Origin of the sequence: Enterobacter cloacae subsp. cloacae ATCC 13047 (assembly GCF_000025565.1) — a bacterium.
GTDB lineage: Bacteria > Pseudomonadota > Gammaproteobacteria > Enterobacterales > Enterobacteriaceae > Enterobacter > Enterobacter cloacae.
The window spans coordinates 4,700,901-4,715,884 of sequence record NC_014121.1 but is presented as its reverse complement, the minus strand read 5'-3'; the positions used below and the strand labels follow the sequence as shown (position 1 = coordinate 4,715,884).

Sequence of the window (14,984 nt, the reverse complement as noted above, 5' to 3'; positions counted from 1 at the left end):
AATACCCCTTACGCCCTGAAGCGTAAGGGGTAAAAGCATTACAGGGCCGCAATCACCGCCTGCTGCTCAATCAGCTTGGTCTTCGCATCGGCGAAAGCAACCAGGCGTTCACGCTCTTTGGCGATGACCGCTTCCGGCGCTCGGGCGACAAAGCCTTCGTTCGCCAGTTTGCTTTCGATTTTGCCAATTTCCACGTCGACTTTTGCCACTTCTTTCGCCAGGCGTGCCAGCTCTGCGTCTTTGTCGACGAGACCCGCCATTGGGATCAGCAGCTCAGCGCCGTCGATGATTTTCGTCACGGAGACCGGACCTTTGTCATCGGCTGGCAGCACGGTGATGCTTTCCAGACGCGCCATGGTTTTCAGGAAGGTATTGTTCTCGGTGACACGACGAACAGCCGCGTCGCTGCAACCGCGCAGGAGCAGTTCCAGCGGTTTGCCCGGAGCGATGTTCATTTCTGCACGGATGTTACGTACAGCGACGATCGCCTGCTTCAGCCACTCGGTATCCGCTGAGGCAGCTTCATCCACTTTAGCGGCATCGAATTCCGGGAACGGCTGCAGCATGATGGTGTCGGCGTTGATGCCCGCGATCGCTTTCACACGCTGCCAGATGGTTTCGGTGATAAATGGAATGATCGGGTGCGCCAGACGCAGCAGGCCTTCCAGCACGGTAATCAGCGTATTACGCGTACCGCGCAGTTCTGCCTCCGTTCCGCCGTTCATGACCGGCTTCGCCAGCTCCAGGTACCAGTCACAGAACTGGTTCCAGGTGAATTCATACAGAATGCCCGCCGCGATGTCGAAGCGGTAGCTGTCCAGCGCCTCGCGGAACGCTTTCACCGTCTGGTTGAATTCCGCCAGGATCCAGCGGTCGGCCAGAGAGAGGATCATCTCGCCGCCGTTGAAGCCGCAATCCTGATCTTCAGTGTTCATCAGCACGAAGCGGCTGGCGTTCCACAGTTTGTTACAGAAGTTACGGTAACCTTCCAGACGCTTCATGTCCCAGTTGATGTCGCGACCGGTGGAGGCCAGCGCCGCCAGGGTGAAACGCAGGGCGTCAGTACCGTGAGATTCAATCCCGTTCGGGAACTGCTTCTCGGTGCGCTTGCGGATCTTCTCTGCCAGCTGCGGCTGCATCATGTTGCCGGTGCGTTTTTCCAGCAGCTCTTCCAGGGAGATCCCGTCCACCATATCCAGCGGGTCAATGACGTTGCCCTTGGATTTGGACATCTTCTGGCCTTCATCGTCACGGATAAGACCGGTCATATAGACGGTATGGAACGGAACCTGCGGCTTGCCGTTTTCATCTTTAATGAAGTGCATGGTCATCATGATCATGCGGGCAATCCAGAAGAAGATGATATCGAAGCCGGAGACCATCACGCTGGTTGGGTGGAACTGACGCAGCGCGTCGGTGTTCTCTGGCCAGCCGAGGGTGGAGAAGGTCCACAGCGCGGAGGAGAACCAGGTATCCAGCACGTCTTCGTCCTGACGCAGGGCAACGTCTGCGCTCAGGTTGTTTTCCTGACGCACTTCATCTTCACTGCGGCCAACGTATACGTTGCCTTCGTTGTCGTACCATGCCGGGATACGGTGACCCCACCACAGCTGACGGGAGATACACCAGTCCTGAATATCGCGCATCCAGGAGAAGTACATGTTTTCGTACTGCTTCGGCACGAACTGAATGCTGCCGTTTTCAACCGCTTCAACAGCAGGTTTTGCCAGCACGTCGGCACGCACATACCACTGGTCGGTCAGCATTGGCTCGATAACCACGCCACCACGGTCGCCGTACGGCACGGTCAGATCGTGAGGTTTAATCTCTTCCAGCAGGCCGAGTGCGTCAACGGCAGCCACAATCGCTTTACGCGCGGCAAAGCGTTCCAGCTTCTGGAACTCAGCCGGAATGTCGCTTGAGTAAACGTCGGATTCGTTGCCTTTGGTGTCATACACTTCTGCGCTTTCACGGATGTCACCGTCGAAGGTCAGAATGTTGATCATCGGCAGGGCGTGACGACGACCCACTTCGTAGTCGTTGAAGTCGTGCGCCGGGGTGATTTTCACGCAGCCGGTGCCTTTTTCCATGTCGGCGTGTTCGTCGCCCACTATCGGAATGCGGCGGTTCACCAGCGGCAGCACCACGAATTTGCCAATCAGATCTTTATAACGCGGATCTTCCGGGTTAACGGCCACGCCGGTATCGCCCAGCAGGGTTTCCGGACGGGTGGTCGCCACCACTAAGTAATCTTTACCGTCTGCGGTTTTCGCGCCGTCTGCCAGCGGATAGCGGATGTGCCACATGGAACCTTTAGACTCGCGGTTTTCCACTTCCAGGTCAGAAATCGCGGTGCGCAGTTTCGGGTCCCAGTTAACCAGGCGTTTGCCACGGTAAATCAGGTCTTCTTTGTACAGACGGACGAACACTTCTTTTACGGCGTTGGAAAGACCTTCGTCCATGGTGAAACGCTCGCGCTCCCAGTCTACGGAGTTACCGAGACGGCGCATCTGACGGGTAATGGTGCCGCCAGATTCTGCTTTCCACTGCCAGATTTTGTCGATAAAGGCGTCGCGACCGTAATCGTGACGGGTTTTACCCTCTTCAGCGGCAATCTTACGCTCAACCACCATTTGGGTCGCGATACCCGCGTGGTCAGTCCCCGCCTGCCACAGGGTGTTTTTGCCCTGCATGCGCTGGTAGCGGATCATGGTATCCATGATGGTCTGCTGGAAGGCATGACCCATATGCAAACTGCCGGTGACGTTCGGCGGCGGGATCATGATGCAGAAGGACTCTTTGCTTTCATCGCCGTTAGGCTTGAAATAGCCCTGCTGTTCCCAGTGCTCGTAAAGCGGCTGTTCGATATCGCGTGGGTTATATGTCTTTTCCATTATTTCCAGGTTGCCGTATTCAGGTTAAAACCAGCCAGGCGGTACGCTTTGTAGCGTTCGCGCGCCAGTTGTTTCAAGGATTCTTCGTAAGGGACAAAGTCTACCACTTCTGTGAAAGCGGTGGCAAAATCTGCAAAATCTATCCGCAGGCTAATCAGAATATCGCGCGCGCTGCTGTTGCGCTTTTGCGGCCAGGCTATCTCGACCGGTGCGCCGCCGCGCGGCCCTTCGCCAGACAGGTTATGCGGTACAAAACTCTCCGGCGGGCGCGCCCACAGCGCTTCGTCAAGACGAATCGCCTGCTGTTCATCTTCACAGGCAATCAGAACCCGTTTACCTGCGCGCCAACGTTCTGCGGCAATTTCACACACCAGCTGTTCTACGGCGCTGAGGCCATCCTGATGGGTGTCATTGTCCAGAAGGTAGAACGTTGCATTCTTCATATATGGGGCTTCTTGTGCTCACTTTAAATGCTTAAGCCGGGTGGCGGCTTCGCCTTACCCGGCCTACGATTTACTGCCGTTTTGACTTACTCGTCGCCATTAAATCCGGCGCGGTTTAGCAGAAACTGCGACAGCAACGCAACCGGACGACCGGTCGCGCCTTTTGCTTTTCCGGAGCGCCATGCGGTGCCGGCAATATCCAGGTGTGCCCAGTTGTACTTGCGGGTGAAGCGTGCCAGGAAGCAGCCCGCGGTGATGGCACCACCAGGACGGCCGCCGATGTTCGCCATGTCCGCAAAGTTAGATTCCAGCTGTTCCTGGTATTCGTCACCCAATGGCAGACGCCATGCGCGGTCACCGGCTTGTTCAGACGCGCCGATAAGCTCGTGCGCCAGCGGATTGTGGTTCGACATCAGGCCGGTGATGTGGTGGCCCAGCGCGATCACGCAGGCACCGGTCAGGGTGGCCACGTCGATCACCACGTCAGGTTCGAAGCGTTCAACGTAGGTTAATACGTCGCACAGCACCAGACGGCCCTCGGCATCGGTGTTCAGCACCTCAACGGTCTGGCCGGACATGGTGGTCAGGACATCACCCGGACGATAAGCGCGTCCACCCGGCATGTTTTCGCAGCCCGCCAGCACGCCGATAACGTTAATCGGTAACTGAAGTTCAGCCACCATACGCATCACGCCATACACCGCCGCTGCACCACACATGTCGTACTTCATCTCATCCATGCCTTCAGAAGGCTTGATGGAGATACCACCGGAATCGAAGGTCAGGCCTTTACCAACCAGCACAACAGGACGCGCGTCTTCTGACGGATTGCCCTTGTATTCGATAACCGACATCAGGGATTCGTTCTGCGAGCCGTTGCCCACCGCCAGGTAAGAGTGCATACCCAGCTCTTTCATCTGCTGTTCGCCGATAACGCGGGTGATGACATTCTTGCTGTAGGAGTCAGCCAGCTGGCGCGCCTGAGAGGCCAGATAGGCGGCGTTACAGATATTAGGCGGCATGTTGCCCAGATCTTTTGCGGCTTTAATCCCGGCGGCAATCGCCAGACCGTGCTGGATGGCGCGCTCGCCGCTGGTGAGTTCGCGACGGGTTGGCACGTTAAAGACCATTTTACGCAGCGGACGGCGCGGCTCGCTTTTGTTGGTCTTGAGCTGATCGAAGCTGTACAGGCTCTCTTTTGCGGTTTCGACAGCCTGGCGCACTTTCCAGTAGGTGTTACGACCTTTGACGTGCAGTTCGGTCAGGAAGCAAACGGCTTCCATTGAGCCGGTGTCATTCAGGGTATTAATTGTTTTCTGAATCACCTGCTTATACTGACGTTCATCCAGCTCGCGCTCTTTACCGCAGCCAATCAGCAGAATACGTTCGGACAGCACGTTCGGAACATGGTGCAGTAACAGCGTCTGCCCAGGTTTGCCTTCCAGTTCGCCACGGCGCAGCAGGGCGCTAATGTAGCCGTCACTTATTTTATCGAGTTGCTCGGCGATCGGGGAGAGTCGGCGTGGTTCAAAGACGCCCACAACGATGCAGGCACTCCGCTGTTTCTCCGGGCTACCGCTTTTTACACTGAACTCCATGCACTACGCTCCTGAATCTTAAAGACAACAGCGGCTGCTACGGATAGAATTGAAACCTTTCGTAACTCAAGTCCGCTGTTGTGGTGACTTCGTGTTAATCTTACGTTATTACGGTTTCGACACGTCAGAAAAAGTCCTGAAGCGTGAATCCGCCGGGTGTTTTAATCTTAGCGATGATTTCGACGACTCAAGAGAATAAATGACGTTTAAGCCATGAAACAAGCGATTTTCCAGCAAAGAGACGGGTTTTTACGGGCGTATTTAAAGTGATAATCATAAGATATCTGGTGCGGGAGACGCTCAAAAGCCAACTGGCGATCCTCTTCATCCTGCTGCTGATTTTTTTCTGTCAGAAGCTGGTCAAGATCCTCGGTGCGGCCGTTGACGGCGAAATTCCAACGAATCTGGTGCTTTCCCTGCTTGGTTTAGGGATCCCGGAAATGGCGCAGCTTATTCTGCCGCTAAGTCTTTTCCTCGGTCTGCTCATGACGCTCGGTAAGCTTTATACCGAGAGTGAAATCACGGTGATGCATGCCTGTGGTTTGAGCAAGGCTGTTCTGGTGAAAGCCGCCATGATACTGGCGCTGTTCACGGGTATCGTCGCCGCGGTGAATGTGATGTGGGCGGGCCCAATGTCCTCTCGTCATCAGGATGAAGTGCTGGCTGAAGCAAAAGCGAACCCCGGTATGGCGGCATTAGCGCAGGGGCAGTTCCAGCAGGCGACCGACGGAAACTCAGTGCTGTTTATTGAGAGCGTCGACGGCAGTAAATTCAACGACGTCTTCCTGGCGCAGCTGCGGACCAAAGGAAACGCCCGTCCATCGGTGGTGGTGGCAGACTCCGGTCAGCTTGCGCAGCGCAAAGATGGTTCCCAGGTCGTGACGCTGAATAAAGGCACCCGCTTTGAAGGCACCGCGATGCTTCGTGACTTCCGTATTACGGATTTCCAGAACTATCAGGCCATTATTGGTCATCAGGCGGTGGCGCTCGATCCAACGGATACCGAGCAAATGGATATGCGTACGCTGTGGAACACCGATACTGACAGAGCGCGTGCGGAGTTCCACTGGCGTATTACGCTCGTCTTCACCGTGTTTATGATGGCATTGATTGTCGTGCCGCTGAGCGTGGTGAACCCGCGTCAGGGGCGCGTGCTCTCAATGCTGCCGGCGATGCTGCTGTACCTGATCTACTTCCTGCTGCAAACCTCGATTCGTTCTAACGGCGCGAAGGGTAAGCTGGACCCGATGGTCTGGACGTGGTTCGTCAACAGCCTGTACATCTTACTGGCGCTGGGATTAAACCTGTGGGATACGGTGCCAGTGCGCCGCATACGTGCCCGATTTTCGCGTAAAGGAGCCATCTAATGCAGGCGTTTGGCGTTCTTGATCGCTATATCGGTAAAACCATATTCACCACCATCATGATGACGTTGTTCATGCTGGTGTCGCTCTCCGGCATTATCAAATTTGTCGATCAGCTGAAAAAAGCCGGGCAAGGGAGCTACGACGCGCTGGGTGCAGGGATGTATACCCTGCTCAGCGTGCCAAAAGATGTGCAGATCTTCTTCCCGATGGCGGCCCTGCTGGGCGCGCTGCTGGGGCTGGGGATGCTGGCACAGCGCAGCGAACTGGTTGTGATGCAGGCATCGGGCTTTACCCGTTTGCAGGTGGCGCTGTCGGTCATGAAAACCGCGATCCCACTGGTGCTGCTGACCATGGCGATTGGCGAGTGGGTGGCACCGCAGGGCGAACAGATGGCGCGTAACTATCGTGCCCAGGCGATGTACGGCGGTTCACTGCTCTCTACACAGCAAGGGTTATGGGCGAAAGATGGCCAGAACTTCGTCTATATCGAACGCGTGAAAGGGGATGATGAACTGGGCGGCGTGAGTATTTACGCCTTCAATGATGAGCGTCGTTTACAGTCTGTACGTCACGCATCGTCAGCGAAGTTTGACCCCGAACACAAGCAGTGGCGGTTATCCCAGGTTGACGAGTCTGACCTGACGAACCCAAAACAGATCACCGGCTCTCAGACGGTGTCAGGGACGTGGAAAACCAACCTCACGCCGGACAAACTCGGGGTGGTGGCGCTGGATCCGGACGCGCTCTCCATCAGCGGGTTGCACAACTACGTCAAATACCTGAAGTCGAGCGGGCAGGATGCCGGGCGCTATCAACTCAATATGTGGAGCAAAATCTTCCAGCCGATGTCCGTGGCGGTGATGATGCTGATGGCCCTGTCGTTTATCTTTGGCCCGCTGCGTAGCGTGCCGATGGGTGTTCGAGTGGTCACCGGGATCAGCTTCGGCTTTGTATTCTACGTCCTCGATCAGATCTTTGGCCCGCTGACGCTGGTTTACGGCATTCCGCCAATTATTGGTGCGCTGCTGCCGAGCGCCAGCTTCCTGCTGATCAGCCTCTGGCTGCTGCTGAAACGCTCCTGATTGTCCTCTCCTCGCTTCCGGTTAGCCGGAAGCGAGGCTAATCTCCTGTTTCACCCCGCACTTTTTCTCACAACCTTCAACGTCCCGCCGCGAATTTGAGTATTATTGAGCGATAAAGTCGTGAAGGGATCCTCTATGAAGCAAATTCGAATGCTTGCCCAGTACTACGTCGACCTGATGATGAAGCTCGGGCTGGTGCGTTTCTCCATGCTGCTGGCGCTGGCGCTGGTTGTTCTGGCCATTGTCGTGCAAATGGCCGTGACCATGGTGTTGCATGGTCAGGTCGAGAGTATCGACGTCATCCGCTCTATCTTCTTCGGTTTGCTGATCACCCCCTGGGCGGTCTATTTTCTTTCCGTCGTCGTTGAACAACTGGAAGAGTCCCGTCAGCGCCTGTCAAAACTGGTTGATAAGCTGGAAGAGATGCGCGAGCGCGATTTAAAGCTCAACGTCCAACTGAAAGACAACATTGCCCAGCTTAACCAGGAGATTTCAGATCGTGAGAAGGCGGAAGCCGAGCGTCAGGCGACGCTTGAGCAGCTGAAAATCGAAATGAAAGAGCGTGAGGTGACGCAGATCCAGCTTGAGCAGCAATCCTCTTTCCTGCGTTCATTCCTTGATGCTTCTCCGGATCTGGTTTTCTACCGTAACGAAGACAAAGAGTTCTCCGGCTGTAACCGGGCGATGGAGCTGCTGACCGGCAAAAGCGAAAAGCAGCTGATCCACCTGAAACCCCAGGATGTGTACTCCGAAGAGGCGGCCGCCAAGGTCATGGAGACGGACGAAAAAGTCTTCCGCCACAACGTCTCGCTGACCTATGAACAGTGGCTGGATTACCCGGACGGGCGTAAAGCCTGCTTTGAGATCCGTAAAGTGCCGTACTACGACCGCGTCGGGAAACGCCACGGCCTGATGGGCTTTGGCCGCGATATCACCGAGCGTAAGCGTTATCAGGATGCCCTTGAGCGCGCCAGCCGCGATAAGACGACCTTCATCTCCACCATAAGCCATGAACTGCGTACCCCGTTGAACGGCATCGTCGGCTTAAGCCGTATTCTGCTGGACACCGACCTGACGGCGGAACAGGAAAAATACCTCAAAACGATCCATGTCTCGGCGGTCACGCTGGGGAATATCTTCAACGATATTATCGACATGGATAAGATGGAGCGCCGTAAAGTCCAGCTTGATAACCAGCCGGTTGATTTCACCAGCTTCCTTGCCGATCTGGAAAACCTGTCCGGCCTGCAGGCGCAGCAGAAGGGGCTGAGCTTTGTCATGGAGCCAACCCTGCCGCTGCCGCACAAAGTGGTCACGGACGGCACGCGTCTGCGCCAAATCCTCTGGAACCTGATCAGTAACGCGGTGAAATTTACCCAGCAGGGGCAGGTGGCGGTGCGTATCCGCTATGACGAAGGAGACATGCTGCACTTTGAGGTGGAAGACTCAGGCATTGGCATTCCGCAGGAAGAGCAGGACAAAATCTTTGCCATGTATTATCAGGTGAAGGACAGCAACGGTGGTAAGCCTGCTACCGGCACGGGCATTGGCCTTGCGGTATCGAAACGGCTCGCGAAGAGCATGGGCGGTGATATCACCGTGGCCAGCCAGGCGGGCAAAGGCTCTACCTTTACGCTGACGGTGCATGCCCCGGCGGTGGCAGAAGAGGTTGAGGATACCTTTGAACAAGACGATATGCCGCTCCCGGCGCTGCATGTTCTGCTGGTCGAAGACATCGAGCTGAACGTGATTGTGGCGCGCTCGGTGTTGGAAAAACTGGGTAACAGCGTGGACGTGGCGATGACCGGTAAAGCCGCGCTGGAGATGTTTAAACCGGGCGAATATGACCTCGTCCTGCTGGATATTCAACTGCCGGACATGACCGGGCTGGATATCTCCCGTGCGCTGACAACGCAGTATGCTGCCGATGAACTGCCGCCGCTGGTCGCGCTGACGGCCAACGTCCTGAAAGATAAAAAAGAGTACCTCGATGCCGGTATGGATGATGTGCTCAGCAAGCCGCTGGCGGTGCCTGCTCTGACCGCCATGATCAAGAAGTTCTGGGATACCCATGATGAAGAGGAGAGCACCATGACGTCTGTTGATAGCGCGAAGGCCCAAACGATTCTGGATACTGCGATGCTGGAGCAGTACATCGACCTGGTTGGCCCAAAACTGATTACCGATGGTCTGGCCGTGTTCGAAAAAATGATGCCTGGCTACCTGAGCGTGCTGGAGTCCAACCTGACCGCACGCGATCAGAAAGGCATTGTGGAAGAAGGGCATAAGATCAAAGGCGCTGCTGGCTCTGTCGGGTTACGCCACTTACAGCAGTTGGGACAACAGATTCAGTCACCTGATTTACCGGCATGGGAAGATAACGTGGGTGATTGGGTCGAAGAGATGAAACAAGAGTGGCAGAACGATGTGGCGGTGCTAAAAGCCTGGGTGGATGCCAGAAAAAAATGACCCCGGCTTAACCGGGGTGCGCGAATACTGCGCCAACACCAGGGAAATCGTGGCTGCGCCTGATTTTTCGTGTTGTTTTCGCATGGGCGCCGCCTGAAAATTTAGGCCGCACGCAGATAAGATAGCAAATCTTAAATGGTTTGTTACATGAATCAGTGAAATGTGTGAAGCATAGCGTTTTAATCAAAATTAATTATGTGCTTCAGCAAGTTGCAAAGAAGGAACGTCAGGATGAAAAAGGTTGGTGTCGTACTGAGCGGATGCGGTGTTTACGATGGTTCAGAAATTCATGAAGCCGTCATCACGCTGCTGGCCCTGGCAAGGCAGGGGGCGGAAGCGATCTGTTTCGCGCCAGACAAAAAGCAGGCAGATGTGATTAATCATCTGACCGGAGAGGCCATGGCGGAAACCCGTAACGTACTGATTGAAGCGGCGCGTATTGCGCGTGGCGATGTCCACCCCCTTATTCAGGCGGACGCCGCTGAGCTCGATGCGTTAATCGTGCCGGGCGGGTTTGGGGCGGCCAAAAATCTCAGTACCTTTGCTTCAGAAGGGGCGGCGTGTCAGATCGATCCCCATTTAAAAGTGCTGTCGCAAGCAATGCATGCGGCAGGTAAACCGCAGGGCTTTATCTGTATCGCGCCGGCAATGCTGCCTAAAATTTTTGATTTCCCGCTGCGGCTGACAATCGGCACCGATATTGATACCGCAGAAATCATCGAGGAGATGGGCGGCGAGCACGTACCTTGTCCGGTGGATGACATTGTGGTGGATGAAGACAACAAGGTCGTTACCACACCTGCCTGGATGCTGGCGCAGAATATTGCCGAGGCTGCTGCAGGCATCGAAAAACTGGTGGCCAGAGTGCTGGTGTTGACTGAATGAGTCGTAAATTCGGCGCAGGCGCGTGGGTGAAACGCGCCCTGTTGCGCATCGTTCTCGTGCTCGCGGTATTCTGGGGGGGCGGACTCGCCTTATTCAGCATTATGCCGGTCCCGTTTTCGGCCGTGATGGTCGAGCGTCAGCTTGGGGCATGGCTCAGTGGTGATTTCAGCTATGTGGCCCACTCGGACTGGGTAAGTATGGATGAGATCTCACCGTTTATGGGGCTGGCGGTCATTGCGGCAGAGGATCAGAAATTCCCGGAACACTGGGGGTTTGACGTGGCGGCAATCGAGAAAGCGCTGGCGCACAATGAACGCCACGAAAACCGCGTCCGTGGGGCATCGACATTATCGCAGCAAACCGCAAAGAATCTGTTCCTGTGGGACGGTCGCAGCTGGGTACGAAAAGGGCTTGAAGCGGGGTTGACGCTGGGGATGGAAACGGTCTGGAGCAAAAAACGCATTCTGACCGTCTATCTCAATATTGCTGAGTTTGGCGATGGCGTGTTTGGTGTTGAGGCCGCCGCGCAGCGCTATTTCAATAAACCGGCCAGCCGACTGAGTATGTCCGAAGCGGCGCTCCTGGCTGCCGTCTTGCCTAATCCCATCCGCTTTAAGGCTAATGCCCCTTCAGGGTACGTGCGAAGCCGTCAGGCATGGATCATGCGCCAGATGCGTCAGTTAGGCGGGGAAGGGTTTATGCAGCGTAATAAGCTAATGTAGCGGGCAAGCGCAGCGCCACCCGCCAGCGGGGCTGAAATTAATCCTCGTCAAAGCCGGCGTTAAACAGCGCAATCACCGCCGCCAGCGCTTCCTCTTCCTGTGGGCCGGTGGCTTCGACTTCAATCTGGCGACCTTTGGCGGAGTCCAGCATCAGCAGCGCAATGACGCTGTTTGCTTCCGCTTCGGTCCCTTCATCATTTCGCAGCAGAACTTCCGCATCGAAACCCTGCATCAGTTCAAACAGCTTCATTGCCGGGCGTGCGTGCATGCCCAGCTTATTGGTGATCTCAACGGTTTGTTTTACGGTCATGTTTTACGTTTTTCCAGCGTGCGATGACGGGACTGAACGTTCTTTCCGCGTGAACGGAAATAGTCGGCCAGCTGTTCGGCGATATAGACCGAACGATGTTTACCGCCGGTACAGCCAATCGCCACCGTCAGATAGCTACGATTGTTTGTCTCCAGCATAGGTAACCATAGCTCAAGGTAGCTTCGCGTCTGGTAGATAAAATTGTGAACTTCTGTGTGCCTGTCGAGGAACGCCGCGACGGGTTTATCCAGACCGGTCATTGGACGCAGTTTCGGATCCCAGTGTGGGTTTGGCAGGAAGCGCACGTCGAAAACATAATCCGCATCGATAGGTATGCCGTGCTTAAAGCCGAATGACTCAAACACCATTGTCAGTTCACGCTCGCGTTTGCCCAGTAAACGGGTACGCAGCATTTCTGCCAGCTCGTGAACGGACATTTCGGAGGTGTCGACAATCAAATCGGCACGTGAGCGCAGGGGCTCCAGCAGGTCGCTCTCTTCGTCGATTGCGCTCTCCAGAGAGAGGTTCTTGCTGGAAAGCGGGTGCAAACGACGGGTATCGCTGTAGCGACGGATCAGCGTGTTGCGGTCCGCATCAAGGAACAACAGCTGAGGTGAAAAGGTGTCCGGCAGGTTGCTCATCGCCTGTTCAAAGATTTCTGGCGATTCAGGCATGTTACGGACGTCGATGCTGACGGCGGCAGAGATTTGTCTGTCTGCAAGGGTGCGCGCCAGCTCGGGCAGCAGTACCACCGGCAGGTTATCTACGCAGTAAAAACCCATGTCTTCCAGCGCGCGCAGGGCGACGGATTTCCCCGACCCTGAACGGCCACTGACAATCATCAGCACCATGTTCCGTTTCTCCTCAGGACAACAGATGTGAAGGCCATCTCCTGGTTATGCCTCATCCTGACTGCCTTCTGCTTCAGTGATAATTTCATAAAGCTCTTCATCACTTTGCGCTGAGCGCAGTCGACGGCAGATGGTTTTATCGGCCAGGCGTTTAGCGACCAGTGAAAGCGTATGCAGATGGGTTTTCGTCTGATCGGCAGGAACCAGCAGCGCGAAGAGGAGATCAACGGGCTGGTTATCGATGGCATCAAAGGCAATAGGCGTTTCCAGTTGCACAAACACACCGACGGCACGCAGGGTGTCCTCTTCCAGTTTGCCATGCGGGATCGCAATGCCGTTGCCGATACCGGTACTGCCCATTTTTTCACGGGTCAGGATGGCTTCGAATACGACCTGCGGTGGCAGGCCCAGCTGTTTTGCGGCCAGTTCACTGATAATCTCCAGCGCACGTTTTTTGCTCTGGCAGTGAACGCCACTGCGGGTACATTCCTGGTTAAGGACATTGCTCAATTGAAGAGCGGAATCGTTGTTCATCATAATTTCACCTAAGCGCTAACTGTACAAATGGCCTGTTGTGCTCCACAACAGGCCTTCCTGCACCCGTTAACTGCCCGGACAATTAGTGTTGTTTCAGTTTATCTTTATGTTTATTGAGCTGTCTTGCAAGCTTATCAATCAAGCCGTCGATAGCAGCGTACATGTCTTGCCCTTCCGCACTGGCGTGGAGTTCGCCCCCATTGACATGCAGGGTTGCATCCGAGATATGAGTCACTTTCTCCACTTTCAACACAATATAGACCTGATTGATCCTTTCGAAATACTGCTCGAGTTTTGCGAATTTCGTGTTCACAAAGTCGCGTAAGGCTTCAGTAATTTCGACGTTTTGTCCAGTGATGTTGAGCTGCATAGTGTCTTCCTTATCGGTTGTGTCAGACCAGCTGTTTACGCTGGTTAGACGGCGGAATGGATAAAGACTCTCGATACTTCGCAACAGTACGACGTGCCACCATAATACCCTGGTCGGACAGCATGGTGGTTAACTTACTGTCGCTCAGTGGCTTCGCGGGGTTCTCCGCGGCGATCAACTTCTTCACCAGTGCACGAATCGCCGTTGACGAGGCTTCGCCACCGCCTTCGGTATTCACATGGCTGGAGAAGAAATACTTAAGCTCAAATATACCGCGAGGACTGTGCAGATACTTCTGCGTGGTCACGCGGGAAATCGTTGATTCATGCATCTCGACGGCCTGGGCGATATCCGCCAGCACCATCGGTTTCATATACTCTTCGCCCTGCTCAAAGAAAGCCTGCTGTTGTTCGACGATACAGCGGCTCACACGCAACAGCGTATCATTGCGGCTCTCCAGGCTTTTGATTAACCAACGCGCTTCCTGCAGATTGCTACGAATATACTGGTTGTCGGCGTCGTTACGCGCGCTGGTGCACATGGAGGCATATTGCTGATTGATTTGCAGGCGAGGAATGCTGTCTGAATTGAGTTCAACGACCCAGCGGCCGTTGTGTTTTCTGACCAGCACGTCAGGTATGACATATTCAGGCTCACTGGTCTGGATCGACTGGCCGGGGCGAGGATCGAGCGACTGAATCAGATTAACCGCCTCTTTCAGCACCTCTTCTTTCAGACGCGTAACGCGCATCAGGGTACGGAAATCATGGTTAGCCAGCAGATCCAGATGATCGCTGATGATTAAGCGGGCTTCATCGATCCAGGGCGTCTCTTTGCTGAACTGCGAAAGCTGGATCAGCAGACAGTCGCGCAGGTCTTTCGCTGCTACGCCCACCGGGTCGAAACGCTGAATGCGCTTCAGAACGGCTTCTATCTCTTCAAGTTCAATCTCGTCATCGCCCATGCTTTCCAGAATATCGTCCAGCGTGACGGTCAGATAGCCGGTGTCGTCAACGGCATCGACAATCGATGTAGCAATCGCGCGATCGGTATCGGAGAAAGGGGTCAGCTCCACCTGCCACATCAGATAATCCTGTAGTGACTGGGTGGTTTCACCCTGATAGACCGGTAGCTCATCGTCCTGGTAGTCTGCACGCGTGCCGGAAGGGGTTCCGGCGGTGTAGATTTCATCCCAGCTGGCATCCAGCGGAAGCTCGTCCGGCATCTCTTTTTGTTCGAGTGCATCGGCGGTATCGAGGGCTTCAGTGTCCTGTGATTGCTGAGTGTCTACCTCGTCATGAAGATCGGCTTGCTCCAGCAGCGGATTGCTGTCCAGCGCTTGCTGGAGCTCCTGCTGGAGTTCTAATGTGGACAGTTGCAACAGGCGAATCGCCTGCTGTAACTGCGGCGTCATCGCCAGTTGTTGGCTGAGCCTTAATTGCAAACCTTGCTTCAT

The 14,984-nt window shown here is 55.0% G+C and carries 13 protein-coding genes; 5 read left to right on the top strand and 8 right to left on the bottom strand.

The window, feature by feature from the left end; translation table 11 throughout:
* Window positions 1-38 precede the first annotated feature (38 nt).
* The 3 genes from ECL_RS22925 to pepA all read right to left on the bottom strand — a co-directional run bounded on the left by ECL_RS22925 (window position 39) and on the right by pepA (window position 4,935).
* A complete protein-coding gene (locus ECL_RS22925) occupies window positions 39-2,894 on the bottom strand; it encodes a valine--tRNA ligase (RefSeq protein ID WP_013098952.1) in 2,856 nt (951 codons plus the stop codon).
* A complete protein-coding gene (gene holC / locus ECL_RS22920; RefSeq protein WP_008502815.1) occupies window positions 2,894-3,337 on the bottom strand; it encodes a DNA polymerase III subunit chi in 444 nt (147 codons plus the stop codon). Before holC ends, ECL_RS22925 begins: the two co-directional genes overlap by 1 nt.
* A gap of 86 nt (window positions 3,338-3,423) precedes the next feature.
* Window positions 3,424-4,935 (bottom strand): leucyl aminopeptidase, encoded by a 1,512-nt coding sequence (pepA, locus tag ECL_RS22915; RefSeq protein ID WP_013098951.1) that lies wholly within the window; start codon window positions 4,933-4,935, stop codon window positions 3,424-3,426.
* 266 nt (window positions 4,936-5,201) lie between these two features.
* Here pepA and lptF point away from each other — a divergent pair, with 266 nt between their 5' ends.
* The 5 genes from lptF to mtgA all read left to right on the top strand — a co-directional run bounded on the left by lptF (window position 5,202) and on the right by mtgA (window position 11,460).
* A complete protein-coding gene (lptF, locus tag ECL_RS22910; RefSeq protein WP_029883394.1) occupies window positions 5,202-6,302 on the top strand; it encodes an LPS export ABC transporter permease LptF in 1,101 nt (366 codons plus the stop codon).
* Window positions 6,302-7,384: an LPS export ABC transporter permease LptG gene (gene lptG / locus ECL_RS22905; protein WP_013098949.1), complete on the top strand. Its 1,083-nt coding sequence runs from the start codon at window positions 6,302-6,304 to the stop codon at window positions 7,382-7,384. The genes lptF and lptG overlap by 1 nt, the downstream gene beginning before the upstream one ends.
* A gap of 135 nt (window positions 7,385-7,519) precedes the next feature.
* Complete coding sequence (arcB, locus tag ECL_RS22900) at window positions 7,520-9,853, top strand: aerobic respiration two-component sensor histidine kinase ArcB (RefSeq protein WP_013098948.1); 2,334 nt, start codon at window positions 7,520-7,522, stop codon at window positions 9,851-9,853.
* A gap of 231 nt (window positions 9,854-10,084) precedes the next feature.
* On the top strand, window positions 10,085-10,738 hold the full coding sequence (gene elbB, locus ECL_RS22895; protein ID WP_013098947.1) for an isoprenoid biosynthesis glyoxalase ElbB: 654 nt from the start codon (window positions 10,085-10,087) through the stop codon (window positions 10,736-10,738).
* On the top strand, window positions 10,735-11,460 hold the full coding sequence (gene mtgA, locus ECL_RS22890) for a monofunctional biosynthetic peptidoglycan transglycosylase (RefSeq protein ID WP_013098946.1): 726 nt from the start codon (window positions 10,735-10,737) through the stop codon (window positions 11,458-11,460). Before elbB ends, mtgA begins: the two co-directional genes overlap by 4 nt.
* Window positions 11,461-11,497: 37 nt before the next feature.
* Here the strand turns inward: mtgA and npr are convergent, their stop codons facing one another.
* The 5 genes from npr to rpoN all read right to left on the bottom strand — a co-directional run bounded on the left by npr (window position 11,498) and on the right by rpoN (window position 14,984).
* On the bottom strand, window positions 11,498-11,770 hold the full coding sequence (npr, locus tag ECL_RS22885; protein WP_003861872.1) for a PTS phosphocarrier protein NPr: 273 nt from the start codon (window positions 11,768-11,770) through the stop codon (window positions 11,498-11,500).
* Window positions 11,767-12,621, bottom strand: a complete 855-nt coding sequence (gene rapZ / locus ECL_RS22880; RefSeq protein ID WP_013098945.1) for an RNase adapter RapZ — start codon at window positions 12,619-12,621, stop codon at window positions 11,767-11,769. The genes npr and rapZ overlap by 4 nt, the downstream gene beginning before the upstream one ends.
* Window positions 12,622-12,666: 45 nt before the next feature.
* Window positions 12,667-13,158, bottom strand: coding sequence for a PTS IIA-like nitrogen regulatory protein PtsN (ptsN, locus tag ECL_RS22875; protein ID WP_013098944.1), 492 nt, complete (start codon window positions 13,156-13,158; stop codon window positions 12,667-12,669).
* Window positions 13,159-13,240: 82 nt separating this feature from the next.
* A complete protein-coding gene (gene hpf, locus ECL_RS22870) occupies window positions 13,241-13,528 on the bottom strand; it encodes a ribosome hibernation promoting factor (protein ID WP_013098943.1) in 288 nt (95 codons plus the stop codon).
* Window positions 13,529-13,550: 22 nt separating this feature from the next.
* A complete protein-coding gene (rpoN, locus tag ECL_RS22865; protein WP_013098942.1) occupies window positions 13,551-14,984 on the bottom strand; it encodes an RNA polymerase factor sigma-54 in 1,434 nt (477 codons plus the stop codon).

Bases quoted from the DNA above. Each gene is read 5' to 3' on its own strand.
- ECL_RS22925 (WP_013098952.1), bottom strand. From the start codon at position 2,894: ATGGAAAAGACATATAACCCACGCGATATCGAACAGCCGCTTTACGAG.
- holC (WP_008502815.1), bottom strand. From the start codon at position 3,337: ATGAAGAATGCAACGTTCTACCTTCTGGACAATGACACCCATCAGGAT.
- pepA (WP_013098951.1), bottom strand. From the start codon at position 4,935: ATGGAGTTCAGTGTAAAAAGCGGTAGCCCGGAGAAACAGCGGAGTGCC.
- lptG (WP_013098949.1), top strand. From the start codon at position 6,302: ATGCAGGCGTTTGGCGTTCTTGATCGCTATATCGGTAAAACCATATTC.
- arcB (WP_013098948.1), top strand. From the start codon at position 7,520: ATGAAGCAAATTCGAATGCTTGCCCAGTACTACGTCGACCTGATGATG.
- elbB (WP_013098947.1), top strand. From the start codon at position 10,085: ATGAAAAAGGTTGGTGTCGTACTGAGCGGATGCGGTGTTTACGATGGT.
- mtgA (WP_013098946.1), top strand. From the start codon at position 10,735: ATGAGTCGTAAATTCGGCGCAGGCGCGTGGGTGAAACGCGCCCTGTTG.
- npr (WP_003861872.1), bottom strand. From the start codon at position 11,770: ATGACCGTAAAACAAACCGTTGAGATCACCAATAAGCTGGGCATGCAC.
- rapZ (WP_013098945.1), bottom strand. From the start codon at position 12,621: ATGGTGCTGATGATTGTCAGTGGCCGTTCAGGGTCGGGGAAATCCGTC.
- ptsN (WP_013098944.1), bottom strand. From the start codon at position 13,158: ATGATGAACAACGATTCCGCTCTTCAATTGAGCAATGTCCTTAACCAG.
- hpf (WP_013098943.1), bottom strand. From the start codon at position 13,528: ATGCAGCTCAACATCACTGGACAAAACGTCGAAATTACTGAAGCCTTA.
- rpoN (WP_013098942.1), bottom strand. From the start codon at position 14,984: ATGAAGCAAGGTTTGCAATTAAGGCTCAGCCAACAACTGGCGATGACG.